This window comes from Tessaracoccus aquimaris (assembly GCF_001997345.1).
Lineage (GTDB): Bacteria > Actinomycetota > Actinomycetes > Propionibacteriales > Propionibacteriaceae > Arachnia > Arachnia aquimaris.
The window spans coordinates 2,600,316-2,627,165 of the sequence record NZ_CP019606.1 but is presented as its reverse complement, the minus strand read 5'-3'; the positions used below and the strand labels follow the sequence as shown (position 1 = coordinate 2,627,165).

Annotated in this window: 21 protein-coding genes; 13 read left to right on the top strand and 8 right to left on the bottom strand. The window is 68.5% G+C overall.

Features of this window, described 5'->3' with window-relative positions:
• Positions 1 to 11 precede the first annotated feature (11 nt).
• The 6 genes from BW730_RS12200 to meaB all read right to left on the bottom strand — a co-directional run bounded on the left by BW730_RS12200 (position 12) and on the right by meaB (position 6,523).
• Positions 12 to 1,439 carry a peptidoglycan D,D-transpeptidase FtsI family protein gene (locus BW730_RS12200; RefSeq protein ID WP_077686481.1) on the bottom strand — a complete coding sequence of 476 codons (1,428 nt, stop codon included), beginning with the start codon at positions 1,437 to 1,439 and terminating at the stop codon, positions 12 to 14.
• The gene (locus BW730_RS12195) at positions 1,436 to 2,830 is read right to left on the bottom strand and encodes an FtsW/RodA/SpoVE family cell cycle protein (RefSeq protein ID WP_077686480.1); all 1,395 of its coding nucleotides are present in this window, start codon (positions 2,828 to 2,830) and stop codon (positions 1,436 to 1,438) included. The genes BW730_RS12200 and BW730_RS12195 overlap by 4 nt, the downstream gene beginning before the upstream one ends.
• Positions 2,830 to 4,236, bottom strand: a complete 1,407-nt coding sequence (locus BW730_RS12190) for a PP2C family protein-serine/threonine phosphatase (RefSeq protein ID WP_077686479.1) — start codon at positions 4,234 to 4,236, stop codon at positions 2,830 to 2,832. Before BW730_RS12190 ends, BW730_RS12195 begins: the two co-directional genes overlap by 1 nt.
• Complete coding sequence (locus BW730_RS12185) at positions 4,236 to 4,697, bottom strand: FHA domain-containing protein FhaB/FipA (RefSeq protein WP_077686478.1); 462 nt, start codon at positions 4,695 to 4,697, stop codon at positions 4,236 to 4,238. The genes BW730_RS12190 and BW730_RS12185 overlap by 1 nt, the downstream gene beginning before the upstream one ends.
• Positions 4,698 to 4,700: 3 nt before the next feature.
• Entirely contained in the window at positions 4,701 to 5,396 is a 696-nt protein-coding gene (locus BW730_RS12180; RefSeq protein WP_077686477.1) for an FhaA domain-containing protein, read from the bottom strand.
• 104 nt (positions 5,397 to 5,500) lie between these two features.
• Positions 5,501 to 6,523 carry a methylmalonyl Co-A mutase-associated GTPase MeaB gene (gene meaB / locus BW730_RS12175; RefSeq protein ID WP_077686476.1) on the bottom strand — a complete coding sequence of 341 codons (1,023 nt, stop codon included), beginning with the start codon at positions 6,521 to 6,523 and terminating at the stop codon, positions 5,501 to 5,503.
• A gap of 214 nt (positions 6,524 to 6,737) precedes the next feature.
• Between meaB and cobT the strand changes: the two genes are divergently transcribed.
• Complete coding sequence (cobT, locus tag BW730_RS12170) at positions 6,738 to 7,799, top strand: nicotinate-nucleotide--dimethylbenzimidazole phosphoribosyltransferase (RefSeq protein ID WP_077686475.1); 1,062 nt, start codon at positions 6,738 to 6,740, stop codon at positions 7,797 to 7,799.
• A gap of 132 nt (positions 7,800 to 7,931) precedes the next feature.
• Here the strand turns inward: cobT and BW730_RS12165 are convergent, their stop codons facing one another.
• Positions 7,932 to 9,398, bottom strand: a complete 1,467-nt coding sequence (locus BW730_RS12165) for a glycosyltransferase family 2 protein (protein ID WP_077686474.1) — start codon at positions 9,396 to 9,398, stop codon at positions 7,932 to 7,934.
• Between the two features lie 260 nt (positions 9,399 to 9,658).
• Between BW730_RS12165 and BW730_RS12160 the strand changes: the two genes are divergently transcribed.
• Positions 9,659 to 10,249, top strand: coding sequence for a hypothetical protein (locus BW730_RS12160; protein WP_145952841.1), 591 nt, complete (start codon positions 9,659 to 9,661; stop codon positions 10,247 to 10,249).
• Here the strand turns inward: BW730_RS12160 and BW730_RS12155 are convergent.
• Entirely contained in the window at positions 10,246 to 12,972 is a 2,727-nt protein-coding gene (locus BW730_RS12155; protein WP_145952840.1) for a helix-turn-helix transcriptional regulator, read from the bottom strand. The two genes, BW730_RS12160 and BW730_RS12155, sit on opposite strands and share 4 nt — an antisense overlap.
• A gap of 241 nt (positions 12,973 to 13,213) precedes the next feature.
• Between BW730_RS12155 and BW730_RS12150 the strand changes: the two genes are divergently transcribed.
• From BW730_RS12150 to BW730_RS12100, 11 genes are all read left to right on the top strand, one after another.
• On the top strand, positions 13,214 to 14,731 hold the full coding sequence (locus BW730_RS12150) for a sugar ABC transporter ATP-binding protein (protein ID WP_077686471.1): 1,518 nt from the start codon (positions 13,214 to 13,216) through the stop codon (positions 14,729 to 14,731).
• Positions 14,728 to 15,744, top strand: coding sequence for an ABC transporter permease (locus BW730_RS12145; protein WP_226996770.1), 1,017 nt, complete (start codon positions 14,728 to 14,730; stop codon positions 15,742 to 15,744). Before BW730_RS12150 ends, BW730_RS12145 begins: the two co-directional genes overlap by 4 nt.
• 78 nt (positions 15,745 to 15,822) lie before the next feature.
• Entirely contained in the window at positions 15,823 to 16,884 is a 1,062-nt protein-coding gene (locus BW730_RS12140) for an ABC transporter substrate-binding protein (protein WP_077686470.1), read from the top strand.
• A 161-nt stretch (positions 16,885 to 17,045) separates the two neighbouring features.
• Positions 17,046 to 18,809 carry an L-fucose isomerase gene (locus tag BW730_RS12135; RefSeq protein WP_077686469.1) on the top strand — a complete coding sequence of 588 codons (1,764 nt, stop codon included), beginning with the start codon at positions 17,046 to 17,048 and terminating at the stop codon, positions 18,807 to 18,809.
• 75 nt (positions 18,810 to 18,884) lie between these two features.
• Positions 18,885 to 20,294, top strand: a complete 1,410-nt coding sequence (locus tag BW730_RS12130) for a rhamnulokinase (protein WP_193432341.1) — start codon at positions 18,885 to 18,887, stop codon at positions 20,292 to 20,294.
• Positions 20,291 to 21,277: a LacI family DNA-binding transcriptional regulator gene (locus BW730_RS12125; protein ID WP_077686468.1), complete on the top strand. Its 987-nt coding sequence runs from the start codon at positions 20,291 to 20,293 to the stop codon at positions 21,275 to 21,277. The genes BW730_RS12130 and BW730_RS12125 overlap by 4 nt, the downstream gene beginning before the upstream one ends.
• 11 nt (positions 21,278 to 21,288) lie before the next feature.
• Entirely contained in the window at positions 21,289 to 21,732 is a 444-nt protein-coding gene (locus tag BW730_RS12120; protein WP_077686467.1) for an RbsD/FucU family protein, read from the top strand.
• A 290-nt stretch (positions 21,733 to 22,022) separates the two neighbouring features.
• A complete protein-coding gene (locus tag BW730_RS12115; RefSeq protein WP_077686466.1) occupies positions 22,023 to 23,519 on the top strand; it encodes an FGGY family carbohydrate kinase in 1,497 nt (498 codons plus the stop codon).
• Entirely contained in the window at positions 23,519 to 24,178 is a 660-nt protein-coding gene (locus BW730_RS12110; RefSeq protein WP_158522650.1) for a DUF2291 family protein, read from the top strand. The genes BW730_RS12115 and BW730_RS12110 overlap by 1 nt, the downstream gene beginning before the upstream one ends.
• A complete protein-coding gene (locus BW730_RS12105) occupies positions 24,175 to 25,716 on the top strand; it encodes a sugar ABC transporter ATP-binding protein (RefSeq protein WP_077686464.1) in 1,542 nt (513 codons plus the stop codon). The genes BW730_RS12110 and BW730_RS12105 overlap by 4 nt, the downstream gene beginning before the upstream one ends.
• Entirely contained in the window at positions 25,709 to 26,818 is a 1,110-nt protein-coding gene (locus tag BW730_RS12100) for an ABC transporter permease (protein WP_077686463.1), read from the top strand. Before BW730_RS12105 ends, BW730_RS12100 begins: the two co-directional genes overlap by 8 nt.
• Positions 26,819 to 26,850 lie beyond the last annotated feature (32 nt).

Here is a 26,850-nt window from a genome sequence, read left to right as displayed (position 1 = left end):
ATCTGAGAAGTTCATCGAAGCGCCTCCACGACTGCTCGGAAGATGGGTGCGGCGAGCTTGCCGCCGGAGATGTCGTCGCGGGCCACGTCTGCGTTCTCGACGAAGGCCACCACGGCGACCGAGGGGTCCTCCGCGTAGCCGACGAACCAGGCGTACGGGGGGCGGTCGGGTGCGGTCTGCGCGGTGCCCGTCTTGCCGCCGATCGTCAGGCCGGAGATCCGCGCGGGCGACCCGGTGCCGTCCTCGACGACCGTGACCATCATCTGCTGCAGCAGCTTGGCGCTGGACGCCGAGAGCGGCTGGCCCTGACGCTGCGGGGTCGTTGAGCTCAGCACCGTGAGGTCCCGGTTGGTGACGGAGCTGACCAGGTAGGGCTTCATCATGACGCCGTCGTTGGCGATCGCGGCCGCCACCTGCACGATCTGCAGCGGCGAGGCGGCGACGTCGTACTGGCCGATCGCCGTCAACGCCGTCTGCGCCTCGTCGAGTTCGGTGGGGAAGCGTGACTTGGCGGCCGCGACGTCGATGGTCGGGTCCTGGTTGAAGCCGAACGCCTCTGCCTGCTTGCGCAGCTTGTCGCCGCCCAGGTCGAGGCCGAGGTTGCCGAAGGCCGTGTTGCACGACGTCTTCAACGCCTGCTCGATGGTGATCCGGTCGCCGCCGCAGTTGGTGGAGTTGCCCATCGAGCGGGTCGAGTTGGGCAGCCGCAGCGAGTCGGGGGCGTCGACCATGGTGTCGGGCACCATGCCGTCCTCGAGGGCCGCCGCGGCCGTGACCAGCTTGAAGGTCGACCCGGGGGGATAGACCTCGCGGGTGGCGCGACCCTTCAACGGCTCGTCGGCGGCGTTGAGCAGCTCGTTCCAGGCGGTCTGCGCCTCGCTCAGGTCGACCGTCGCGAGCCGGTTCGGATCGTAGGTCGGCGTCGAGACAAGCGCCAGGATCTCGCCGGTGGTGTAGTCCATCGCCACGACAGCGCCGCGCTTGTCTCCGAGCGCCTTGACGGCGGCCGCCTGCGCGTCGGCGTTCAGCGTGGTCTGGATGTTGGCACCCGACGACTGCCTACCAGTCAGCAGGTCGACGACGCGGCCGATGGACTGCTCGGACGAGGTGCCCGCGAGCTCCTGGTTGAAGGACGCCTCCAGCCCGGAGCGGGCGTAGTTGTAGGAGTACCAGCCCGTCACCGAGCTCCACAGCTCCGGCTTCGGGTAGGTGCGCACGTAGGGGAAGCGGCCGGTGCGTGGCACCGACTCGGCGATCGCCTCGTTGCCGACCAGGATCGCGCCGCGGTTCCGGGAGAACTCGGCGTCGCGGACGCGGCGGTTGCGGCTGTCGTCGTTGAGGGACTCGGTGCGCGCGACGGAGATCCACGTCATGTTGACAAGCAGCGCCGCCAGCAGCAGCGAGACGAAGATCGTCACCTTGCGGATGGGGCCGTTCATCGGGAGATCACCGCCGTCGCGTCGTCGAGGGCGCTCATTTCCTGCGGCGCCGCGGTCGCGGCCTGCGGCATCCGGGCACGATGCGAGATGACCATCAGGATGCCGACGATGATCCAGTTCGCGACCATCGACGAGCCGCCCTGGGACATGAACGGCGTCGTGAGGCCCGTCAGCGGCAGCAGGCGGGTGACGCCGCCGATGATGGCGAACACCTGCAGCGCGAACGTGAAGCTGAGGCCGGCCGCGAGCAGTTTGCCGAAGCCGTCAGGGGCGGTGAGTGCCGTCTTGAAGCCGCGGGCGATCAGGAGGCCGTAGATCATGATGATCGCCATCAGCCCGAGGACGCCGATCTCCTCGCCGAGCGCCGCCGCGATCATGTCGCTCTTGGCCAACGGGGTCAGGCCGGGGCGACCGAGCCCCCAGCCGCGGCCGAACAGGCCGCCCCATGCGAAGCCGAACTGCGCGCTGATGATCTGCAGGTTCTTGTCGTAGTCGCTGAACGGGTCGAGCCAGGCGCTGACGCGTCGCCCAACGTGGTTGGTGAACTTGTACGCGGCCAGGGCCGCGCCGACGAACAGGATGCCCGCCAGGATCGGCCAGGCTGGCCGCTCGGTCGCGATGTAGATCATCACGGTGAACAGCCCGAAGAACAGCAGCGACGTGCCCAGATCGTTCTGGAACACCATGACCGCCAGGCAGGCGAGCCACATCACCATGATCGGTCCGAGGTCACGGGCGCGGGGAAGTTCGATGCCGAGCACGCGCCGTCCGGCGAGAGCCAGCACCTCGCGCTTCTCGTAGAAGTAGGCGGCGAACGCGATCGCAAGCATGATCTTGGCGACCTCGGCAGGCTGGAAGGAGTAGCCGGCCACCTTGATCCAGATCTGCGCGCCACCCGACTTCCAGCCGATGAAGGGGGCGAGCGGCAGCAGCAGCAGCACGAGGCCGCCGATGAACATCAGGTACGGGTAGCGCTGCAGCCGACGGTGATCCCGCAGCAGCACCGCGACAAGGCAGAACAACACCAGCCCGAGCGCCGTCCAGATCATCTGGGTGCTTGAGTCGGTCCTGACGGGTTCGGGGATCTGGTCGATGCGGTAGATCATCGCCAGCCCCAGCCCGTTGAGAAGGAAGACGCACGGCAAGATCAGCGGGTCGGCGTAGGGCAGGATGAACCGGACCACGAGGTGCACCGCGATGCCCATGCCGTACCAGACGGCGGCCACCAGGATGATGTTCGAGGGAAGCTCGCCGTATAGGTTGAGGTCGGTGATCACGTAACCCGCGAACCCGAAGGACTGCGCGAGAAGAAGCAGCAGCAGTTCGACGCCGCGCCGCTTGCGGTAGACGATCACCTCGTCGGAGAGTGCCGGCTGGACCTGGTCTGACATCAACAGGCCTCCGGGTCGGCCTCTTCAGTGGCCGTCGGTGACTCTGTGATCGTGCTCGGGAACACGTTGGGCGGTGGCGACATGGGCGTCGCCGAGGGGTCGAGCGGAAGGCCGGGGCCGGTCGGCGTCGGAACTGGGCTGGGTGATTCCACCGGCGAGGGACGCTTGTTCTCGTTGCGCACCTCGACGCAGCGCTCCGCGATGCCCGCCAGGGTGGCGACGGTGCCGCGGGCGGCGTCGATGCTGCCGACGGGGATGGTCGCATCGACCTGGCGTTGGAAGAACGACGGCAGGTCGGTGACGTTGATCGAGGAGCGCTCCACCATCTCGTTGAGATGGAGGCCGAGGATGCCGCCCGGCAGTCCGTTGTAGACCGCTACGTAGCCCTCGTCCGCACCCACGAAGTAGCGGGACTTGCCGTAGGCGTAGACACCCCAGCCGCCGATGCCCAACACCAGGGCGATCGCGACGATCGCGGCCAGGATGCCGGGCCAGCGGCGCTTCGGATCCTGCGGCGCGTACCGGGCGACCTCTCCTGCGTCGTGCTCGGGCGCGTTGAGGTCGGGCTTGGGGTAGGGGGCCTCGCGGTCGGAGCCGCCGCGTTCCTTGGCGAGCTGGCCGGTGCGGGGGATCTCCACCTCGGTCGCCGAGCCGACGAGCAGCCCGGGCAGCGCGTCGAGGTCGCCGTCCTGCTCGACCACGTCGCCGAGGACGACCGTGATGTTGTCGTGGCCGCCGTTGTCGTTGGCCGCCTTCGCCAGTTGCGCCGCCGCCTCGTCGAGGTCGTCGGTCTGCAGCAGTTCCGCGATCTGTTCGTCGCTGATCAGCCCGCTGAGCCCGTCGGAACAGAACATCAGCCGGTCGCCCAGTTCCGCCGCGAACAACTCGTAGTCGGGCTCGAACATCGACTGCCCGTTGAGCACCTTCAGGATCAGCGAGCGGTGTGGGTGGACGGCGGCCTGGGCCGGCGTGATCTTGCCCTCGTCGATGAGCGACTGCACCCAGGAGTGGTCGTGCGTGATCTGGGTCAGTTCCCCGTCGCGCAGCAGGTAGCCGCGCGAGTCACCGATGTGGGCCAGCCCGAACTCGGTCCCGTTGAACATGGCGCCGCAGAACGTGGTGCCCATGCCGTCGAGTTGCAGGTCCTCGTCGATCAGGTCGGACAGCTTGGTGTTGGCGCGCGCCATCATGCCCGCGATGCGTTCCAGCATCTCCTCGCCGTCGGTGGCGCGGCGGTCCGAGCGCGACGCCTCCGTCGAGGCGACAGCCGATGCGAGGTCTCCGGCCGCGGCTCCGCCCATGCCGTCGGTGACGAGCAGCATGTTGGGCGAGGCGTAGCCGGCGTCCTGGTTGTTCTTGCGGACCCGGCCCACCTCCGAGTGGGCGGCGAAACGGAGACTGAACACTAGATCTCCAGGCGCATCAGGGTCTTGCCGATGCGCACCACATCACCGACGGTCACCTTGATGGGTTCGGTGGCCAACTTGCCGTTGACGTAGGTTCCGTTGGTGGACTGGAGGTCGGTGAGAAGCCAGGTGGTCGGATCCTTCTGGACGAGTTGGGCGTGCCGCGCCGAGGCGTAGTCGTCGTCGAGCAGCAGCGTCGAATCGGCGGCGCGACCCAGGTTGATCACCGGTTCGACGGGGACGGACGCGCCCTGCTGCGGCCCGGCCGTGATGGCGAAGCGGGTGGGAAGCTTGCTGCGTCCCTTTCCCCTTCCGCGGTCGGCGGGGATGGCGGCGAGCGAGGACGCGGGCACCCGACGACCGAACAGGTCGGTGCGCACCACGTTGGCGACGAACAGGATGAACAACCACAGCAGGGCCAGGAAGACGATCTTGATCGCCGCGATGATGAGGTCAGACACGGATCAGGACTCCGAAGGCGTGTGGATCAGCATGCGCGTGTTGCCGATCTCGATCCGGGCGCCCTCCCCGACGCGGGTCTTGGTGATGCGGCTGCCGTTGACGTGAACGCCGTTGGTCGAGCCGAGGTCCTCGATGGTGATGACGGGATGCTGGGGGTCGCCCGACACGGAGATCAGGGCGTGCCTGCGGGAGATGCCTGGGTCGTTGAGGCGCAGGTCGGCCTCGGTGCCGCGGCCGATCAGCAGGCCGGGGGAGACGAGCGGGTGACGCACGCCGTTGACCTCCAGCACCAACTGGCCCGGAGCGCTCTGACGGCCGAGCGTGTCGGGCGCGACGGCCTGGCTGGCGACGGTGAACTGCCCGGTGGGCAGCGACGTGTCGAGCGCGTAGTCGATCGAGATAGGGCCGTTGAAGACGTACTGCCTGTCTGCCGCGTGGTCGCGGATGCCTGGCAGGATCTCGGCGTTCAGCGTCTTGGAGTACGGCGCGAGGCGGTCGTAGTCGGCCTGCGACAGCCCGATCCGGAAGGCATTGGGGACGAGCCGCTTGTCACGGCTCAGAAGCTTCGCTTCGGCGTCGAGTTCACGCTGGATGCCGGCCACGATCTCTACGGGATGGACGTACCCCTTGAAGGTCCGGGCGAACACCTTGCCGACCGCGGATTCGATCCGCTTCTCGGCCCTGTCGAAGACTCCCATGTGCCTCCTTTCGATCGGTCGAGCACAGGTTCCACGCGTCGAGTTTACTCGGCGCACCGACTGGGGGTGCTCCGGCAGGCTAGCGCATCCCCACTTCTTGGCCTCTATTGACCGGGTCGATCCGCCCAGGGAAGCGACCCGACGGAGCGGGCGAAGGCGGCGAGGATCTCCTGCGCGCCCTCCAGCGCGGAAAGCGACTCGTCCGCCAACTGGGCCTGGACGACGTCGGCGGCCGCACGGACCTCGGGGGAGGTGCGAAGGGCCTCCATCAACTCGTCACGCACCATGTTCCACAGCCAGTCCTGCTGCTGCTCCAGGCGCCGCGCCGCGAGCGTTCCCGCGGCCTCCAGTTCCGCGCGGTGCTTGGCGACGGTGTCCCACACCTCGTCAAGGCCCGCTCCGGTGTACGACGAGCAGGTCAGCACGGGGGCGCGCCGCTTCGAGTTGTCGCTCGTGATCAGCTTCATGGCGATCGACAGTTCGCGGGCCGCGACCCTGGCCGCCTGCTCGTTGTCGCCGTCGGCCTTGGTGATGGCGATGACGTCGGCCAGTTCGAGGATGCCGCGCTTGATGCCCTGCAACTGGTCGCCCGTCCTGGCCACCTGCAGCATCAGGAACGTGTCGACCATGCCGGAGACCGCGACCTCGGACTGTCCGACGCCGACCGTCTCGACGAGGATCACGTCGTAGCCGGCGGCCTCGAGGACCAGCATCGACTCGCGGGTCGCCCGGGCGACGCCCCCGAGGTGGCCTCCCGACGGCGAGGGCCGGATGAACGCGTCATCGCGGGCGGCCAGGTCGGCCATCCTGGTGCGGTCGCCGAGGATCGAGCCCCCGGTCCGCGACGAGGAGGGGTCGACGGCGAGCACCGCGACCCTGTGGTGGCGCTCGTCGATCAGCTTGACGCCCATGGCGTTGACGAAGGTCGACTTGCCCGCTCCGGGGACGCCCGAGATGCCGACCCTGAAGGCCTTGCCGGTGTGCGGCGCGATGAGTTGCAGGAGTTGGTGTGCCTGCGCCCGGTGCGCCGGCTTGGTCGACTCGACCAACGTGATGGCGCGCGCGATGGCCGCACGTGAGCCGTCCCCGATGCCCTGTGCCAGTTCCTCAACATTGACCCGCCGCATGTTCCCGACCTTACCGGCAGGGGGTCGGTGGCGGCGTCCGCCCCCGCCGCGGAGCCCCGACCCGGCTGCGGCGACCACCTGGCCCCCGTTACCAGCACCCGACGGGCGAGTCGGCAGGGAGCCCCCGTCGTCTGCTGAGGTCGCGCTGATAGCCTCGCCGGGCAGCTCCCTGCGGCCCAGCAGGGGGCACCCGAGCAGGAGAGATCGTTCACAGATGTCCGAGCAGTTGATCGCAGACACCGTCACGGCCATCGCCGCCACGTCGCAGCGCGCCGTGGCCGCCGCCGAGGCACGGCAGGCAAGCCTCACCAAGCCCGCAGGCAGCCTCGGGCTGTTGGAGCGGATCGGCATTCAGTTGGCTGGCATCGCGCGGGTCTGCCCGCCTCCGGTGCCCGAGCGTGCCGTCGTCGGCGTCTTCGCAGGCGACCACGGCGTCTGCGCGCAGGGCGTCACCCCATGGCCGCAGGAGGTCACGGTCGCGATGCTGTTGAACATGGCGGCGGGCGGCGCGGCGATCAACGTCCTCGCGGCCCAGGCGGGCGCCGAGGTCGTGGTGACCGATGTCGGCGTGAAGCTCGACTACCCGCCCACAGACGGCGTGCGCGGCCGCAACGTTGCGCGCGGCACCCGCGACCTGTCCGTCGAGGCCGCCATGACGAGGGACGAGGCCATCGCGGCCCTCGCGGTCGGGATCGACACCGCAAACGAGGCCCTCGACGGCGGCGCCCAGGTGCTGCTGACCGGCGAGATGGGGATCGGGAACACCACGGCCTCGAGCGCGCTGATCGCGGCGATCACCGGGGCGGGCGTTGCCGCCGTCACTGGGCGCGGCACCGGCATCGACAACGAGGCGCTCGCGGGCAAGATCGCCGTGATCGAACGTGCGCTCGCGCTGCACCGCCCCGACCCGTCGGACCCGGTCGGCGTCCTCGCCGCGGTCGGAGGGCTGGAGCAGGCCGCGATCGCGGGGTTCATCCTCGGCGCGGCCGCGCGTCGCGTCCCCGTCATCCTGGACGGCGTCATCGCCTGCGCCTCGGCGTGCATCGCCGTGTCGCTGGCGCCCGAGGCGCGGGGCTACCTGATCGCGGGCCACGCTGGCGCGGAGCCGGGCATCACCGAGGCGCTGTCCTGGCTGGGGCTCGACGCGCTCGTCGACCTGGGGCTGCGGCTGGGCGAGGGGACCGGCGCCGCGCTTGCGCTGCCCATGGTGCAGGCCTCGGCGCGGATCCTGCGCGACATGGCGACCTTCGACGACGCCAACATCAGCGCCGGCTAGCCGCCACCCGAACAGGGGGCAACGCCAAGCCGCCTACCGACCCGCGGAGAGCCAGAAATGCCCGGGGCGATCAATCCGATCGCCCCGGGCATCTCCCAAGTCCCCCCCAGGACCTCCCCCCACGTCAGCCGGCTACACGCGGTAGCCCCGCTGCCTGCGCAGCAGCTTGAACACCATGCCGAGCGTCTGCATCCCGGCCAGCACTGCGAGCGTCGGCCATGCGAACCACAGTGCGATCTCCTTGACCAGCAGCGGCAGTTGCGTCCACGTCAGCGCCAGGAGGCCGATGAAGACGGCCAGGTACAGCACCGGCTGCAGGTAGGCGTTGTTGGCCTTGCCCCGCTCCGCGGCCGCCTGCGCGCCCCAGTTGTCGACCTCCTGCCGCGACAGGAACTTCGCCCAGGAGCGGATGAAGTGGCCGAGCTTGAGCCACATGTACAGCTCACCCGGCACGAAGAGCAGGGCGAACAGGACATCCTTCGCGGACCGGTCGTGCATCGACAGCGCGGTGCGCAGGTTCAGCAGGATCGCGACGCATGGCGGCAGCAGCCACCACGGCGAGAAGACGAAGGCGCCGATGGTCATCGAGGCGGCCAGCAGCAGCACGAAGCCGATCCGGACGGCCAGGTTGAACAGCATCGACCAGTTCTCCAACCAGCGCAGCCGAAGGTTGGGGTGGAACGGCTGGCCGCTCGTGTCGCCACGCTGCCCCGGCCACATCAGGTCGATGGCCCCGTAGTTCCACTTCACCTGCTGCGCGTCGAGGGACTTCAGCGTCACCATCGGGCCGACGTCGGCCCGCGCGCTCGCCGAGATCTTCGTGGAGAACCCGCACCGCTTCAGTTGGAGCGACAGCAGCGAGTCCTCGACCTCGGAGTCCGACACCCACGGCCCCCGCTGCCGGTACTCGTCCCTGACCGTGCGGAGAGCCTCGACGGAGAAGATGGAGCACTGGCCGCCGAGCACGGCCATGTTGCGGCCGCGAAGCAGGTTCTGCATGTTGAAGCTCGCGAACTGCTGCCGCTGGCCGGCGATCAGGAACCGTTCGGCGCCGTTTGCGCCCTCGTCGTAGTCGATGGAGTAGATCGCGGAGATGCCGCCGATGCGCGGATCGGAGCGGGCCTCGGAGAGCAGGTTGGCGACCGCGTTGCGGTCGAGCACGGTGTCGCCGTCGACGCCCAGGAAGTAGTCGCAGTCCTCGACAAGCTTGAAGCCGATGTTCAGGGCGCCGACCTTGCGCTCGGGAAGCTTGCCCACGTCGTGGACGTGCACGTCGCACGCCATCACCTCGTCGCGGTAGCGGCGCTCATGCCTGCCCGCCAGTTCGCGCGCCACCCAGAAGGTGTCGTCGGAGCTGTTGTTCACGATGACGTGGATCACGTCGGGGACCCTCGTCTGGCCGAGCAGCGCCTCGACCACGGCCTGGATCGAGGACTCCTCGTTGTAGGCCGGGACGACGCAGCCGATGCGGGGCTGCGTCTCATGCTCGGGCACGTAAGCCCCCGCGAAGAGCTCCACCTGTCCAAAGGTGCGCTCGTCCGCGTCGGCCAGGACGACCTCTACGTCCTCGACCTCAACCGTCTTCTCCATCACGCTCATGCCGCAATCCTGGTCTGGCGGGCGCCGCCGTGCCACTGCGCGAGCCACCAGTTTCGGCAGAGCGACTACCAGCTTCCTGACCCTCTACCAGTGCCACTACCAGGATCCGGTTCCTGGGGTTGGCCGAGGCCACAAGAGGCGGCAGACTTCGTGTGCACGGAGCCGAGTAGAGGCGGAAAATGATTCACGGGCGTAGGGGACTGATGGTGGCTTGCATGGTGTCGACAGTGGTTCTGGCGGGGTGTGGCACCCCACCATGGATGGGTGAGGCGGCGCCGAGCCCGGTGCCCTCGCCCCACTCGCCCGCGTCGCCGGTCCCGGCGTCGCCCGCCTCCCCGACCCCGGGGCAGTCGATGCCCGCGAGCGAGCCCGTCCCCGAGCCGACGCCGACCCCGAAGGTCCCGCCGATGGTGGTCGACGACCTGGCGACTGGCAGCGCCGAGCACCAGTTCAAGGCAGGCGCGATGGTCGTGACGGCCGACTACTGGTCCGATCGCGGCAAGGCCGACTGGACGCCCGGGACCGTCAAGCCGTTGACGCTCAACGTGTCGGCCGACGGGCGGGGCGACCTGACGCTGGCATCGGTCAACGTGCAGGTCGAGCGGCTCTCGCTCGACGGATGGGTCGCGGTTCCCTCGGACGTCGTGACCCAGCCTGTGGTCTCGGCGACACCGGACATCAAGGGGCCGTCGAGCGCCAGCGCGACGGTGCTCGTCAACGCGGTCGACCCCGCCTCCTACGGGCTGCGGTACACCATCGTGTACACCGTCACATCCTCCAGTGGCGACGCCGACTACCAGGCCGTCGGCAACGACACGGTGGTCGTGACCTTCGACGGAAACCCGGGCTAGGCGACCGCCTCGCCGAGGGCCTGCTGCAACTGCGCGCGCGACGTCATGCCGATCTTGGTCAGGACGTTGTGGACGTGATATTCCGCGGTCCGCACGGTGACGAACAGCCGGCCCGCGATCTCGCGGTTGGAGAGCCCATCGGCGACCAGCAGGGCCACCTCGCGTTCGCGGCTGGTCAGCGTGCCGAGCAGGTCGAGGCCTGAGCGGGACGGGACGGGCGGCGCGGCTGGCGTGAGTTGGTGCTCGACTCGGACGAGTCGGTCGCGCCAGAGTGTGGCGCCCGCCCGCGTCAGCATGGCGATGGAGTCCCGCAACAGGGTGACCAGCCGCGCCGGTGTCGCCGCCCCGAGGCGCACGACGGCCAGTGCCCAGTCTTCCGCAAGGACGGCACCGAAGACCTGCAGGGCGGCGCCCGGATTGGTGCGGGCCTGCGCCCTCAGATGGCGGGCCGCTGTGGCGAAGGCTTCCGTCGCCGCGTCGGTCTCCCCGGCGTCCTCGGCCAGGAGGGCCGAAGCATGCGAGGTCGCGTAGGCGTGCGCCTGCGCCTCGTACGGTTCGTTCTCGAGCGCGACCAGGGCCGCCTCTGCGGCCGGCCGGTTCCCCGTCTGCAGGTGGGCTCGGACGCGAAGCGCCCCGGTCGGGTGGCCGCTGACGTAGGAGATGTCGCCGCGCGCCCAGACGCGGTCGAGGAGTTCGGCGACCCGCTTGGGATCGGTGTCGGTGGCGACCAGGCCCCAGGCCTCCGTCAACTTGCCTGCGGCCCCGCCGACGGTCGACTCGGTCGAGGCGTCTTGCCAGCCCAGGTACTCGGCCACGACGTGCGCCTCGCCTCTGGCGGCAGGCACCAGCGCGGCCACCGCGAACGACTGCGGCCACAGCGGGGCCTGGAGCGAGTCGAGTGTGGCGGCCAGGTGCTTGTCTGCGAGCGCATGGGCCGTGTCCCAGTCACCGTCGAGGAACGCGAGGTGGGCAAGCGCGAGTTCGGACTGCATCCGCACCAGGGGGATGTCCATGGCGGTGATCCGGGCCAGTTCCGTCTTCGCAGGGGCGAGGTCGCCCGTGACGTAGTGCAGGATCCCGATCAGGGAGCCGACGATGGGCCCGACCAGCATGCCCGAGACGGGGTCGAGGCGCTGCACCAGGTCGGTGAGCGGCTCGATGCGCTGTGCGGGGGCGATGGCGTCGTTCATGCCGATCAGGATCGCCTCGAGCCCGGCGGAGATGATCCGCAGCTCGATCGCGAGATCGGGTTGCACGGGAGCGAGGTCGACTCCCCTCCGGTGCACCGGGTCGACGAAGCGCGACAGCGCCATGCTGAGCTCGGGTGCCATGTGCAGGCTGGATGCGACGACGACCTGGATGCTGGCGTGCGCGAGGATGACGAGCTCACGCGGGTCGATCACGTCGTCCGCGTCGATCCCCATGAGGCGGTCGACGGCGGCGGCGACACTCTCGTGGGACAACTCGAGGATGGTCATGGCGGCGGTCCTGCCGACCGACGGCGGCATGTTGTCCACCCGGTCAGCGATGTCGATCAGCCGTGAGATGCGCCCGGAGCGCAGCGCCGCGAGGATCGCCTCGATCATGAACGTCGGCTCGAGATCGGCCGCGTGGATGGCGAGCCGGAACGCGAGCCCGAGATCGTTCGACGCGTAGGCGTCGGCAAGTTGCGCGAGAACCTCGATCAGCACCTCTCCCGAGGTGCTCTCGTCGGCCGCGGCGACGCGGTGCTCGAGCCCGTCGAGCCCGGTAAGCAGGGTGGCGAGCGCGGCGTGCGAGTCGCGGGCCTCGTTCCAGGTCATCCGCTCCTCGATCGCCCGCCGCGCGGGCTGGTGACGCAGCCTCAGCCCGGTCGCCCCCGCCCGCTCCGCAAGGCCGGTGGCCAGCAACTCGTCGGTGCCGGAGTCGGGGAGACCGCGAAGTCTCAGCACCTGGGACAGTTGGGCAGCGGTGAGCTCTCCTCCTTGGGCCAGGGCGAGCAGCGCCCCTCGGCCACCCGGGGTGACGTTCTCGAGCACGGAGGTGACGTGTTGACGCAGCAGCCCGCTGCCCTCGCCGCGCTGCGCCAAAGCCCCCACGGCCCTACGCAGGTTGGCGGCCTGGCCGCTGAGCCTGACCTGGTCGGCAAGGGAGACCAGCAGCGACGGATACCCGCCCGTCACCGACTGGACCATCTCGAGCGTCTCGCCGTCGACGGGGACGCCGAGCTCTTCCTTCAGGAAGGCGGCGCTCTCCTGGGCCCTGAGCGGCGTCACCGTCACCACCTGGCCGCGATCGGGGGAGCGCAGCAGCAGGGAGAGGCCGTCGAGCAGCGGGCCCGCGATGTCGGTGCTCGTCACCACGAGCCACACCGGCAGCCGCCGGAAACGACGCACCACCTGCCACACGGCCAACTGGGACGCCTCGTCCATCCACTGGGCGTCCTCGATGACGAGCGCCATCGGGCCCGCGGCCTCGATGGCCCGCAACAGGTCCTGTGCCGGATCGGTCCCGAGCGTGATCCCGAAGGTGGCGCCGAGTTCGTTGACGGCGGCGAGCGGGTGCTCGCGGTCTTCCGGATAGACGTCGAGGCGATGCACCTGCAACCCCGAGGCCTCGCACGCCAACCGCGCAAGGGTCGACTTACCGACGCCCTCGGATCCGACGAGCCAGGCCACCTTCGCGCCAGACGCGCAGTCGGCAGCCATGACGGCAAGTTCGGCCAGCATTCTCTGCCTGGTCAACGCTGCCCTCCGTTCATTCTTTCCGGCGTAAACCTACACGCGTATTCAACTGAAGATGGATGGGGTCAGCACAGTCGGATGGCGCCTTTGCGTAGCCGCTTATCAGCCGATTTTGGAACGTATCGGTCATCACGATTCGGTAACGGGAGTTTACGCTTCGACCAGCTAGTGCTAGCGTTAACATCGACGTCGCAACCGGGCGCTGCCGGTCGGTATCGACAAGGGGTACGAAGGAGTACGAGTGACGAAATTGCTTGAGCTGAGGAACGTCAGTAAGACGTTCCCAGGCGTGAAGGCGCTCCAGGAGGTGAACCTGGACCTGAACGCCGGCGAGGTGCTTGGCCTGTGCGGTGAGAACGGCGCAGGCAAGTCGACGCTGATGAAGGTGCTCACCGGCATCTACACGCCCGACGAGGGTGCCGAGATCTGGCTCCAGGGTCAGCAGGTTGAGGTCAGGGACGTCAACCACGCCCGCGAGCTCGGCCTCAGCATCATCCACCAGGAACTCAACATGGTCCCCGACCTGACGGTCGCGCAGAACCTGTACCTGGGACGCAAGGGCAGCCACCGCGGTGGGCTCGTCAACGACGCGAAGCTGAACAAGGACGCGGGCGACCTGTTCGACCGGCTCGGGATGAACATCAACCCCCGGTCCTACATCCGCGACCTGTCGGTCGCCCGCCAGCAGATGGTCGAGATCGCCCGCGCGCTGTCCTACGACTCGCGCATCCTCGTGATGGACGAGCCGACCGCCGCCCTGACGCTCGCCGAGACCGACGCGTTGTTCGGCATGATCCGTGACTTCATCACCCCTCAGACGGGGCTGATCTACATCTCGCACCGGATGCCGGAGATCGAGGAGATCACCGACCGCGTCTCGGTGCTCCGCGACGGCCGCTACATCGGCACCGTCGTCACCAAGGACGTCGAGATGCGCGAAATCATCTCGATGATGGTGGGCCGCGAGGTCTCCGGCGACGCGCGCCCGCGCACCAAGGTCGAGAGCGACGAGGTGGCGCTGCGCGTTGAGAACCTCAGCACCAAGAAGTTGCTCGGCGACATCAACTTTGAGGTCCGCAAGGGCGAGGTGCTCGGCTTCGCGGGCCTGATGGGTGCCGGCCGCACCGAGGTCGCCCGGTGCGTCTTCGGGGCCGACCCCCGCCAGAGCGGCGACATCTACGTCCACGGCCGCAAGATCAACGTCCGCGGTGCCGCCGACGCGGTGCGCGCAGGCATCGGGTACCTCTCCGAGGACCGCAAGCAGTACGGCATCCTGCTCGACCAGGACATCAAGGCCAACACCGTGATGGCAGCCATGCGCGACTTCAACATCGGCGGCTTCGTTCTAGACGGCAAGATCCGCACCGTCGGCGCCGAGTTCTCCGAGAAGCTCCGCGTCAAGACGCCAAGCGTCAACCAGTTGCTCGGCAAGCTCTCGGGCGGCAACCAGCAGAAGGTCGTCATCGCCAAGTGGCTCGTGCGCAACTGCGACGTGCTGATTTTCGACGAGCCGACCCGCGGCATCGACGTCGGCGCCAAGGAGGAGATCTACGGGCTCATCGAGCAGCTCTCCAAGCAGGGCAAGGCCATCGTCGTCATCTCGTCCGAGCTCCCGGAGGTGCTGCGCGTGTCGCACCGCATCGCCGTCATGGCGCACGGCCACATCACCGGCTTCCTGAACAACGAGGACGCCACCCAGGAAAACATCATGGAGCTCGCCACCGTCGGCAAGGCCCAGTTGAAAGGAACCGCAGCGTGAGCACCACGACCACTGAGAAGCCTGAAACGCCGACCAAGTCCGGCGGAATCAACATGGGCGGTTTCCTGCGCTCCTCCCTGCAGCAGGTCTTCGTCTTCGCGGCCCTGATCGCGATCTACATCTTCTTCATGATCTTCGCGCCGAACTTCGCCCAACCGAACATCGCGCTCGACATCATCCAGCAGTCCGCCTACATCGGCGTGATGGCGCTCGGTGCGACCTTCGTGATCGCCACCGGCGGCATCGACCTGTCCTCCGGCACCGGCATGACGCTTGTGGCCGTGATGGCGGGCATCTTCATGGCTGGCGACTGGCTGAACCTGCCCACCGGCCTCGGCATCCCGCTCGTCATCGCGTTCGGCGCCTTCATGGGCCTGCTCAACGGCCTCAACATCTCCGTGCTCGGGTTGCCTCCGTTCATCGCGACCCTCGCCATGATGATGGTCGCCCGCGGCCTCTCGCTGATCATCTCGGGCGCCTCGTCGATCACGATCGCCAACCCGCAGTACAAGTTCATCGCCTCCGGCCAGATCATCCCCGGCGTCGCGAACGCGATCCTGATCTTCGCGGTCCTCGCCGTGGTCGCCTGGGTGCTCCTCAACAAGACGCTGCTCGGCCGCTACGCCCTGGCGATCGGCTCCAACGAGGAGGCCACCCGCCTCTCCGGCGTCAACGTGAAGCTGTGGAAGACGCTTGTCTACGTGACCGCGGGCATCTTCGTGGCCTTCGGCGCCATCCTCTACTCGGGCCGCTTCGGCTTCGTGCAGCCCGCTGAGGGCGTCGGCTTCGAGCTCAACGTGATCGCCGCCGTCGTCATCGGCGGAACCTCGCTGGCAGGAGGCCGCGCCAACATCGTCGGCACCGTCGTCGGCGCACTGATCATGGAGACCCTCAAGAAGGGCCTCCAGATGATGGGCATCGCCCAGGAATGGCAGCTGGTCGTGACCGGCATCGTCGTCCTGATCGCAGTGTTCGTCGACATCCTCCGGCGCAAGCGCGCCACGGCCGTCTAGGCGACGTCGCCGAAGACAGACAACTGAATAACCCCATGTGTGGGAGGACGAACTCCCACCGAAGAAAGGAACCCGCCCATGCGCATCCTGCGCTCAGCAATCGCTGCCTCGGCCGTGCTCATGCTCGGACTGTCGGCATGCGCCACCTCCACCCCTGCGACCTCGCCTGCGCCGACGACCGACAAGCCGTCTGAGGCTCCCGCCAGCAGCCCCGCTGCTACCCCGGAGACCTCCGCGCCCGCCACCGAGGGCGGCGACGTCCCCAAGGGTGACGGCACCCAGACGATCTACCTCGTGTCGAAGGGCTTCCAGCACCGCTTCTGGCAGGCAGTCAAGGAAGGCGCCGAGCAGGCAGGCAAGGAGTACAACTACAAGATCCAGTTCGTGGGTCCGGACGACGAGACCAAGGTCACCCAGCAGCTCGACCAGCTGAAGACCGCCCTCGACTCCAAGCCCGCGGCCATCGGCTTCGCAGCGCTCGACACGGGTGCCGCCGCCGACGTCCTGAGCCAGATCGAGGCCGCCAAGATCCCGATGATCGCCTTCGACTCGGGTGTCGACTCCGACCTGCCGCTGACGACCGTCCAGACGGACAACTTCGCCGCCGCGCAGGAGGCCGCCAAGCACATGGCCGAGCTCGTCGGCAACAAGGGCACCGTCGGCCTGGTCTGCCACGACCAGACCTCCCAGACCGGCAAGCAGCGCTGTGAGGGCTTCCAGGACTGGATGAAGACCAACGCCCCCGACATCAAGGTGCTTGCACCCCAGTACGCGGGTGAGGTCGGCCTCGCCGCCAACACCGCCAAGGCCATGATCCAGGCCAACCCCGACATCGTCGGCGTCTACGGCTCTAACGAGGCCGCCGCCACCGGCGCCGTCCAGGGGACCATCGAGTCGGGCAAGGAAGGCATCACCGTCGTCGGCTTCGACTCGGGCAAGACCCAGCTCGACGCGATCCGCAACGGCCAGATGGCAGGCGCCATCACGCAGGCCCCGGTGAAGATGGGCTACGAGACCGTCGTCAGCGCCATCAAGGCCATCGACGGCCAGGAGCTGCCGAAGGTCACCGACTCGGGCTTCGCCTGGTACGACAAGAACAACATCGACGATCCGGAGATCGCCGCGAACCTCTACGAGTGATGTAGCTGGAATGGGTGGACCCTCACGGGTCCACCCATTCTTATCACCGACATCTTTGAGGGAACATTGCCTGCGATGGACGCCCGGCGCACCGCAGGCATCACACCAGCCGGACACCAGTGAATAAACGACGTACAGCACGCACAAAGAAGGTGTGATTCGTGACCAACCATCCCAAGATCGGCATCCGTCCCATCATCGACGGCCGACGCCGGGGCGTCCGTGAGAGCCTCGAAGACCAGACGATGAACATGGCTAAGCGGGTCAAGGAACTCTACGAGTCCGAGCTCCGCTACCCCGACGGCTCGCCCGTCGAGGTCGTCATCGCCGACTCCACGATCGGAGGCGTCGCGGAGGCGCAGGCGACCGCCGCCAAGTTCCGCACGGAGAACGTCGGGCTGACGCTGTCGGTCACGCCGTGCTGGTGCTACGGCACCGAGACCGTCGACATGGACCGCAACATGCCGCACGCCATCTGGGGCTTCAACGGCTCCGAGCGTCCCGGCGCCGTCTACCTGGCCGCCGCGCTCGCCGGCCACGCCCAGCTCGGCATCCCCGCCTTCGGCATCTACGGCGAGGACGTCCAGGACGCCGACGACGAGACCATCCCGGACGCCGTCCGCGCCCGCCTGCTCGACTACGCCTCCGCAGGCCTCGCCGTCGCCCAGTTGCGCGGCCAGTCCTATCTCGCCATGGGCGGCGTGTCCATGGGCATCGCCGGATCCGTCGTCAAGGACGAGTTCTGGAGCAAGTACCTCGGGATGCGCAACGAGTACATCGACATGTCCGAGTTCGACCGCCGCGTCCGCGAGAACATCTTCGACCCGGAGGAGTACGACAAGGCCTACGCCTGGATCCGCGCCAACTTCAAGCAGGGCGAGGACTTCAACGAGGCCGACCAGCAGATGCCCGAGAGCTATGAGGCCTGGTGGGAGTACTGCACGAAGATGACGCTGATCGCCCGCGACCTGATGGTGGGCAACCCGCGTCTCGCAGAGCTCGGCTTCGGCGAGGAGGCCCTCGGCCACGGCGCGATCGCCGCAGGCTTCCAGGGTCAGCGTCAGTGGACCGACGGCATGCCGAACGGCGACGTGATGGAGACCGTCCTCAACACGCAGTTCGACTGGAACGGCACCCGCGCGCCCTACATCATGGCGACCGAGAACGACGCCCTCAACGGTGCCTCGATGCTGTTCAACTACCTGCTGACCAACCAGGCCCAGCTCTTCTCCGACGTGCGCACCTACTGGAGCGCCGACTCCGTCGAGCGGGTCACCGGGCACAAGCTCGAGGGGCGCGCAGCGGGCGGCATCATCGACCTGCGCAACTCCGGCTCCACCACCCTCGACGGCACCTTCGCGGCCGTCAAGGACGGCGAGAACGTCATCAAGAACTGGTGGGAGCTCACCGACGATGACACCTCGGCGATGCTCGAGGCGACCGAGTTCCACCCCGCCAACGTCGGCTACTTCCGCGGCGGCGGCTTCTCGACGCACTTCCGCTCCGCGGGAGAGGTGCCCGTCACCATGACGCGCATCAACCTGGTGGACGGGCTCGGCCCGGTCATCCAGATCGCCGAGGGCTACACGGTCGAACTGCCCGACGAGGTCGCCACGACCATCGAGGTCCGCACCGACCGCGCGTGGCCGACGACCTGGTTCGTCCCCAACCTGACGGGCGAGGGTGCATTCACCAGCGTCTACGAGGTCATGAACCAGTGGGGCGCCAACCACGGCGCGATCGCCTACGGCCACATCGGCGCCAAGCTGATCACGCTCGCGTCAATGCTCCGGATCCCGGTCAACATGCACAACGTGTCCACCGAGCAGATCTTCCGCCCGAAGGTCTGGTCGGCGTTCGGCACGCAGGACCTGGAGGGCGCGGACTTCCGCGCCTGCGCCACCTACGGCCCGCTCTACGCCTGAGCACGTGTCCCCCTCGGGCTGCGGCCCGAGGGGGAACACCCCTGACACCGCAAGACAACAGGAGAGAAGACCCAAGTGGACACCGTGACGGCCCTGGCTGTTGACCTCGGCTCATCGTCGGGTCGGATCGTGGCGGCCACGCTGCGCGGGGACCGGATCGAGGAGGTGGAGGTCAGGCGCTTCCCGCACCAGGCCCGCTTCGTCGACGGCTACCTCTCCTGGGACCTCGACTTCATCTGGGACGAGGTCGTCGCCGGGCTGCGGGAGGCGGTCGCCCGGTTCCCCGACGCGATCAGCGTCTCGGTCGACACCTGGGGCGTCGACTCCGTCACCCTCGACGCCGACGACCACCCCGTCACCCCCGGCCGCGCCTACCGCGACGAGCGCACCACGCGCACCCTCGCCGCCTACCGCAAGCGCATCTCCGACGAGGAGACCTGGGCCGCCAGCGGCATCGCCCCGGCGACCATCAACACCGCGAACCAGTTGTTCGCCTTTCTGCAGGAGGAGCCCGACGCCGCCCGGCGCGTCGCGACGGTGCTGCACCTGCCCGACTACTTCACCTTCCTGCTGTCAGGCCAGAAGCGCTGGTCCAGGTCGCACGTGTCGACCGGCGCGCTCGCCCGGCCCGGCGCCCACGAGTTCAACGACGAGGTGTTCGAGGCGCTCGGGATCCCGCGATCCTGGTTCGGCGACGTCACCGCCGAGCACGACATCGTCGGCCCGTGTGTCGTCGACGGGCTCGGTCAGTTGACCGTCGTCCGGGCCGGCTCCCACGACACCGCATGCGCCGTACACGCGCTGCAGCGCGACACCGCGCAGGAGTCCTACTTCCTCAGTTGCGGCTCCTGGTCGGTGCTCGGCGTGCTGCGCGACGAGCCGCTGCTGAGCCGCGAGGCCTACCAGTTGGGCCTCACCAACGAGGCGCGCGGCGACGCCGGGCTGCGGCCGCTGTTCAACATCACCGGCCTGTGGATCCTGCAGGAGTGCCAGCGCCAGTGGCGCGCGGAGGGCAAGACCCACGACATCGTCGAACTGATCGAACAGGCCGCTGCCGCCCCATCCCTCGGGGTCATCTTCAACCCGGATGAGCCGCAGTTCGCGCTCCCGGAGGGGATGGTCGACCGGGTGCTCGACGCGGTGTCCGACCGGGTCGGTGTGGACACCCTCAGGGAGGGAGATGTGGTGCGTCTGGTGCTCGAATCCCTCGCGGCGCGCTACGTTCGCGGCATGAACGACCTCACCGCGCTCACGGGAGCGCCAGCCACGCAACTGAACCTGATGGGAGGCGGCTCCCGCAACGCGCTGCTGTGCCAGTTGACCGCCGACGCGCTCGGCATCCCCGTGATCGCCGGCCCCAACGAGGCGTCCGCGCTCGGCTCGGCGATCGCCCAACTGGAGATCATGGGCGTGCTCGACCCGGCGCGCCGCAACGACATCATCGGGGCGACCGCCCACACGATCGAATACAGGCCCCGCGGATGAGCCCGAGCCTCAAGCGCGCCAACCTGCGCGACATCGCCGAGGAGGCAGGGGTCTCGATCCAGACCGTCTCGCGGGTGGTGCGCGGCGTCGATGTCGTCGCCGGCCCCACCCGGGAACGCGTGATGGAGGCCGTCAAACGCCTCAACTACCAGCCGAACCTGGCCGCTCGGTCGCTGTCGGCCCACAAGACCGGCTCGGTGCACGTCATCGACGCAGTGCCGCTGTTCCACGGCCACGCCGCGACCTTCGTGGCGATCTGCCAGCAACTGGCGGCGCTGAGCCTTCACATCTCCACCACGGTCGTGCCTTTCGGCCTGGACGAGACCCCGGACCCGCGCCACCTGGTGCCGCTGAGCGCCGACGGGATCATCATCCTCGGCGGCCGCCTCGACCCGCCCGCGTGGGTGCACGAGATCGCCTCGACGGTGCCCACGGTGATCGTCGGCCGACTGCACGACCTCCCTCCGACCGCCGCAGGCGTCGCCGTCGACCACAAGGACGGCGCCGAGCAGGCCGTTCGACACCTGATCGAGCGGGGCTGCCGCCGCATCGTGCACTTCGCGGGCCCGCAGGACTGGAGCGACGCGCACCAGCGCCTCGAGGGCTACCTGGAGACGTGCGCCGCTGCCGGCCTGCCGACCGAGGTGCTCGACGCCGGGTCGTGGGACGCGTCGGCCGCCATCCCCTTGGTCGCCCGGCTCGACCCCTCCGTCGACGGCATCTTCGCCGCCAACGACCAGTTGGCGCTGGGCTGCCTCAGCGAGCTGCAGCGCCGCGGTGTCGCCATCCCCGGCGACGTGCGCGTCGTCGGGTTCGACGACATGTCCGGCGCCGACGCGCTGTACCCGCCGCTGACGACGGTCCGGCAGGACTTCGAACGCGTCGGCGAGTTGGCCGTCGAGGGGCTGAACCGCATGCTCGAGGGCGGCGACGCGGTCAGTTCGCTCGTCCCCGCGACCCTCATCATCCGAGAATCCACCTGAAAGGACCCACCATGCTCTACGGACCCATGCTTCACCCCGAACTCCTCGGCGCGCTCGGTCGCGCGGGCCACGGCGGCAAGATCCTGATCGCCGACGGCAACTACCCGTCGGTCAGCGGCACCAACCCGACCGCCGAGAAGATCTACCTCAACCTGGCGCCCGGCCTGCTGACCGTCAGCCAGGTCCTCGACGTCGTGAAGCAGACCATCCCGATCGAGCAGGTCGCGATCATGGTCCCGGCCTCCGACGCCAAGGGCGTCGAGCGTCCCGACTCGATCCCGGCGCACGACGAGTACCGCGAGACCATGGCTGGCACCCCGTTCGTCGAGATCCAGCGCTTCGACTTCTACGACGTGGCGAAGTCGAGCGACGTGTCTGTCGTGATCCAGTCGGCCGACCAGCGCCTGTACTCCAACGTGCTGCTGACGGTGGGGGTCCGCACCGCGGGCGAATAGGGGACTGCGCCCCTCGATTTCTGAAGAACACCATCCACGGCGAGTGGTCGCCATGGCGGAAGGCTCGGTTGAGCCCCGCCATGCGGCCGCCGTTGGGTGGTGTTCTTCTGCGTTTGCGCGATGCCTGCTGATGACGCCCAAGGCGCGTCGCGGTACCCCTTCCGGGGGATAACAAGTTGGTCACAGTTGGACTGTCAGCGTCGGACACCCCTTGACCCTTCTGTGAACCCCTGCCTAGACTATCGACAGATGATTCAACGGTGAATAAATAGTCAGATCGAGAGTCTCCAATGTCACGTCAGGTCGCGCGGTCCGCTCAGGGCCTGATCCTTGCCATCGACCTCGGCACCACCAATGTGAAGGTGCTGCTGGTCGATCCCGCAACGGGTCGGGTCCTTCGACGCGCGTCCGTCCCGGTCGACGTCTACCGTCCTCAGCCCCTCTGGGTGGAGCAGGACGGCTCCCAACTGTGGGACGCCGTCGTCCGCGCAAGCGCCGAGGCCCTCCGGGACATCTCGGCCTCCAGCGTCGCGGGCGTCGCCATCTCCAACCAGCGCGAGGCCGTCGCGGCGTGGAACGACGACGGCGACCTGCTCGGGCCGATCCTCGGGTGGCAGGATGCCCGCACCGCCGACTGGTGCGGTGCGCCAGAGCGCGGCGACCTCGGCGAACTCACGGTCGCGGTCGCGGGGCTGCCGCTCGACCCGATGTTCTCGGCGCCGAAACTGGCCTGGCTGCTCGACTCGCTGCCGTCCTCGGCCTCACCGCGGATCGGCACCCTCGACACCTGGCTCGTGCACAGACTGACCGGCGAGTACGTGGCGGAGGCGGGCAACGCCTCCCGCACGCTCCTGCTTGACCTGGCGAGCCTCGACTACTCCGACGAACTGCTCGACGCCTTCGCGATCCCGCGCGGGCTCCTCGCGCCTGTTGTCGCCTCCGATGCGGGCTTCGGCCGCACGCGCCCGGGCCTGCCGATCCCCGCCGGCGTGCCCGTGGTGGCGGTGCTGGCAGACTCGCATGCCGCCCTCTACCGTCACGGCGCGGGCCGTCCAGGCGAGGGCAAGGCCACCTACGGGACGGGTTCCTCCGTGATGGCACCCGTCGCCGGGGGCCTCCCACCTGCGCCGACCGGGTCCCGAGGGGTCGCCCGCACCGTCGCCTGGGTGACCGAGCACCCCGTCTACGCGCTCGAGGGCAATGTCGTGGCGACCGGGGCGGCCATCGATGCCGTTGCCTCCCTGTTGACGTCCGGAGACGTCCTCGAACTCGCCCGACTGGCGGAGCAGGCCTCCCCAGACAGTGGTTTGGCGTTCGTGCCCGCCTTCACGGGGCTCGGCGCGCCATGGTTCGACCGGAACGCGGTGCCGATCCTCGTTGGCCTCGGCGGCGGGGTGAGCAGGGAACAGGTCGCGCTCGCCGCCTTCGAGGCCGTCGCTCACCAGGTGACGGACGTCGTCGACGCGGTCGACGCGGTGGCTCCCGGGTCGCTGAGCCTGATCCACGCCGACGGAGGCGCGACCGCGTCCCGCCTGTTGATGCAACTCCAGGCCGACCTGATCGGCAGGCCGGTCCAGGTCTCCTCAGCCGCGGAGGCCTCCGCCCTCGGGGCGGCGCAACTCGCGGCCACGACGCTCGACCTGGACGTCGCCCCTCCCGAGGAGGGGCGCCGTGTCGTGCCCGACGAGTCCCAGTCCTGGACATCGCCCAGCCGCGAACGATGGCGCACGGCCGTCGCGCGATCCCGCGGGCTCGCAGTCAACCAGAACCACCAAGGAGAGTCCTGATGCCTGGCACCAAGTCGAGGCCAGTGTGGCTTCGAACTCCGGTCATCGCGGCCGTGTGCACCGTTGCACTGCTCGTCGCGATGTACTTCAACACGACCTTCGTCGGAGCGGGTCAGCAGGCCGTCGCGGCCGACACCGCCATCGAATACGCCAAGCTCAACTACGCAGACGTGATCGTGCCGAACCTCGTCGACAAGGCCAATGACCTGCCGGAACTGGCGGGAAAGATCGTCGCCGATCCCGACGCCACCGGCGAAGAGTTCGGTCGTCGCGAGGACGCGGGCAAGCCGTACTCCTACGCGGTGAAGGCCACAGGCACGGTCGCCGAGGGAGAGTTCGGCGAGGTCGCACTGGAGGTCGACGGGATGCCGGAGGGCATCACGGTCGGGGTCGCGATCCCACCGCTCGGGTCTTCCACCGCGCTGCGCGATGCGGGAACGGACCTGACCTTCGGGTCCTTCACCAACCAGACCGAGTACCAGAACGTCGCCATCGAACTGAACAAGTTGGCCGCGGCCGACGTCTACGCCGACCTCAAACTCGCCGACCACATCGGCCAGCAGATCACCGTCGTCGGCGCGCTGACCTGGGCCTCAAAGACCGGGGGAGAGGTCACCCACGTGACGATCATCCCGGTCGCGATCGAGGTGCAGCAGTGAGCGACGAAGCCTCTCCGGTGCTGCAGGCCGTCGGCGTCACGAAGGCCTACGGCGGCACCCATGCGCTCAAGGGCGTCGACTTCGCGGTCAGCCCTGGCCAGATCACGGCGCTCATCGGCGAGAACGGGGCGGGCAAGTCGACGCTCATGAAGATCCTGGCGGGGGTCGAACAGCCCAGTTCCGGCCAGATTCTGCTCGACGGCGAGCCGGTGTCCTTCTCCGGGCCGACCGAGGCCCTTGCCCACGGGGTGGCCATCATCCACCAGGAACTGAATCTGTGCCCCAACCTGTCGATCGCCGACAACATCTTCCTCGCCCGTGAACGGACGAGGCTCGCGACGGTGGACTACCAGGGCCAGAGGCGGACCGCCGCCGATCTGCTCGCCAGGCTGGAGGAGGACATCAGCCCCGATGCGCTCACGGGCGACCTGCGGTTGGGCCAGCAGCAGCTGGTCGAGATCGCGAAGGCGCTCAACGGCGACGCTCGGGTGCTGATCATGGACGAGCCCACCTCGGCCCTGTCCCACGCCGAGGTCGAGGTCCTCTTCCGGGTGATCCGCGACCTTGCGGCCCGTGGGGTGGCCGTCATTTACATCTCCCACCACCTGGACGAGTGCCTCGAGTTGGCCGACGAGGCGGTGGTGCTGCGCGACGGTGCGATCGTCGCGCAGGCGCCGATGAACACCGTCGACATGGGGTGGATCGTCAGCAACATGGTCGGCCGCAACCAGGACGACCTCTACGCGGACCTCGACGCGGTGCCGGGTGAGCCCCTGCTGCAGATCGACCACCTGGTCGTGGCCGACCCGGACAGCCCCGGTCGACTCGCCGTGCGCGACGTGACCTTCGACGTGCGGGCGGGCGAGGTGGTCGGGATCTTCGGCCTGATGGGCGCTGGGCGCACCGAACTGCTCGAGACGCTCGCCGGTCGCCATCGGGCCCTCGCAGGGCGCATCGTGCTCGACGGTGAGGAACTCTCCCGCAAGGACGTCAAGCAACGCATCGCCAGCGGACTGATCCTCGTGCCAGAGGACAGGCAACGCGACGGGCTCGTGCCGAGCCTGACGATCGGCCGGAACATCGGGCTCGCCTCCGTCGCGCGCTTCATCCGCAACGGGGTCGTGCAGGCCAGGTCACAGCGGGCGGAGGCGACCGAGATCGCCGGTCAGGTGCGGCTGAAGATGTCCGGCCTCGATGCCCCGATCGGGTCGCTCTCCGGCGGAAACCAACAGAAGGTCGTCATCGCGAAGGCGCTGATGACCGAGCCGAGGGTCGTCGTCCTCGACGAACCGACCCGAGGCATCGATGTCGGCGCGAAGGCCGACATCTTCACGCTCATGGCGCAGCAGGCGAGGCAGGGACGCGCCGTCCTGTTCGCCACCTCCGAGGTGAGCGAGGTGCTCCACGCGTGCGACCGGGTGCTCGTGATGGCACGGGGAGAGGTCGTCGCAGACCTCGATCCCCGCGCCTCCTCCCGGGAACAACTGATGGCTCTGGCCGACACCGGCCCCACACCCACTGAGGAACCCCATGTCTGACCTCGCAGCGGTGAAAGCACCGCGCCGATCGCTGTTCGGCACCAAGTCTCTCGGCGAGTTCCTGCTCGACCAGCGTGCCTTCGTGGCCCTTGTGCTGCTCGTCATCGTCTTCAGCCTGCTCAGCGACGCGTTCCTGACGCCGACGAACCTGATCCTGATGACCAAGCACGTGGCCTACAACGCCATCTTGTCGCTCGGCATGCTGCTCGTGATCGTGACGGGCGGGATCGACCTGTCCGTCGGCTCAACGGTCGGGCTCTCGGGCGTCATCGCGGGCGTCCTGCTGCAGGGCTGGAAGATCGACCTGCTGGACGTCACCGCCTACCCGGCCGTGTGGGTGGTGATCGTGATCGCGCTCGCCGTCGGCGCCCTCGTCGGCAGCCTCAACGGACTCCTGGTGACCAGGTTCAACGTGGCGCCCTTCATCGCGACCCTCGGCATGATGTACATCGCCCGCGGGGCCGCGTTGCTCATCTCCAACGGAGCGACCTTCCCGAGGCTGCAGGGCGACCCCGACCTGGGCAACACGGGCTTCTCGTTCCTAGGCCTCGGCCGACCGCTCGGGATCCCTACCGCCATCTGGATCATGGTGATCGCCGCCCTGCTGATCTGGTTCCTGACCAAGAAGTCCGCATTCGGCCGATGGCTGTACGCGACGGGAGGCAACGAGCGGGCCGCCGAACTCTCCGGCGTCCCCGTCAGAACAGTCAAGATGCGCGTCTACATCATCTCCGGGATCTGCGCGGCGATGGCAGGCCTGATCATCGCCTCCGAGCTCACCTCGGCGGCCCCCCAGACCGGAACCTCCTTCGAACTGAACGCGATCGCGGCCGTGGTCATCGGCGGCGCATCCCTTGCAGGCGGCCGAGGGGCGGTCAAGGGGGCCCTGATCGGCGCCTTCGTCATCGGATTCCTCTCGGACGGGCTCGTCCTGGTCGGCGTCTCCAGTTTCTGGCAGACCGTCATCAAGGGCCTCGTCATCGTGCTGGCCGTGATCCTCGACCAGAGCCAGGAACGGCTCAAGTCGTCGAGGGCCGCAGCCCAGGCGGCCCAGAGCGTCAAGCGTGACGCCGCCAACCGTGAAACAACCACCACCGCATAACCAACCAACCAACCCATCACATCAACAACACA

What these genes read in the sequence shown, in the direction of transcription:
- BW730_RS12200 (WP_077686481.1), bottom strand. Translation starts at nt 1,439, where the DNA reads ATGAACGGCCCCATCCGCAAGGTGACGATCTTCGTCTCGCTGCTGCTG.
- BW730_RS12195 (WP_077686480.1), bottom strand. Translation starts at nt 2,830, where the DNA reads ATGTCAGACCAGGTCCAGCCGGCACTCTCCGACGAGGTGATCGTCTAC.
- BW730_RS12180 (WP_077686477.1), bottom strand. Translation starts at nt 5,396, where the DNA reads ATGGGAGTCTTCGACAGGGCCGAGAAGCGGATCGAATCCGCGGTCGGC.
- meaB (WP_077686476.1), bottom strand. Translation starts at nt 6,523, where the DNA reads ATGCGGCGGGTCAATGTTGAGGAACTGGCACAGGGCATCGGGGACGGC.
- cobT (WP_077686475.1), top strand. Translation starts at nt 6,738, where the DNA reads ATGTCCGAGCAGTTGATCGCAGACACCGTCACGGCCATCGCCGCCACG.
- BW730_RS12165 (WP_077686474.1), bottom strand. Translation starts at nt 9,398, where the DNA reads ATGAGCGTGATGGAGAAGACGGTTGAGGTCGAGGACGTAGAGGTCGTC.
- BW730_RS12160 (WP_145952841.1), top strand. Translation starts at nt 9,659, where the DNA reads ATGGGTGAGGCGGCGCCGAGCCCGGTGCCCTCGCCCCACTCGCCCGCG.
- BW730_RS12140 (WP_077686470.1), top strand. Translation starts at nt 15,823, where the DNA reads ATGCGCATCCTGCGCTCAGCAATCGCTGCCTCGGCCGTGCTCATGCTC.
- BW730_RS12125 (WP_077686468.1), top strand. Translation starts at nt 20,291, where the DNA reads ATGAGCCCGAGCCTCAAGCGCGCCAACCTGCGCGACATCGCCGAGGAG.
- BW730_RS12120 (WP_077686467.1), top strand. Translation starts at nt 21,289, where the DNA reads ATGCTCTACGGACCCATGCTTCACCCCGAACTCCTCGGCGCGCTCGGT.
- BW730_RS12115 (WP_077686466.1), top strand. Translation starts at nt 22,023, where the DNA reads ATGTCACGTCAGGTCGCGCGGTCCGCTCAGGGCCTGATCCTTGCCATC.
- BW730_RS12110 (WP_158522650.1), top strand. Translation starts at nt 23,519, where the DNA reads ATGCCTGGCACCAAGTCGAGGCCAGTGTGGCTTCGAACTCCGGTCATC.
- BW730_RS12100 (WP_077686463.1), top strand. Translation starts at nt 25,709, where the DNA reads ATGTCTGACCTCGCAGCGGTGAAAGCACCGCGCCGATCGCTGTTCGGC.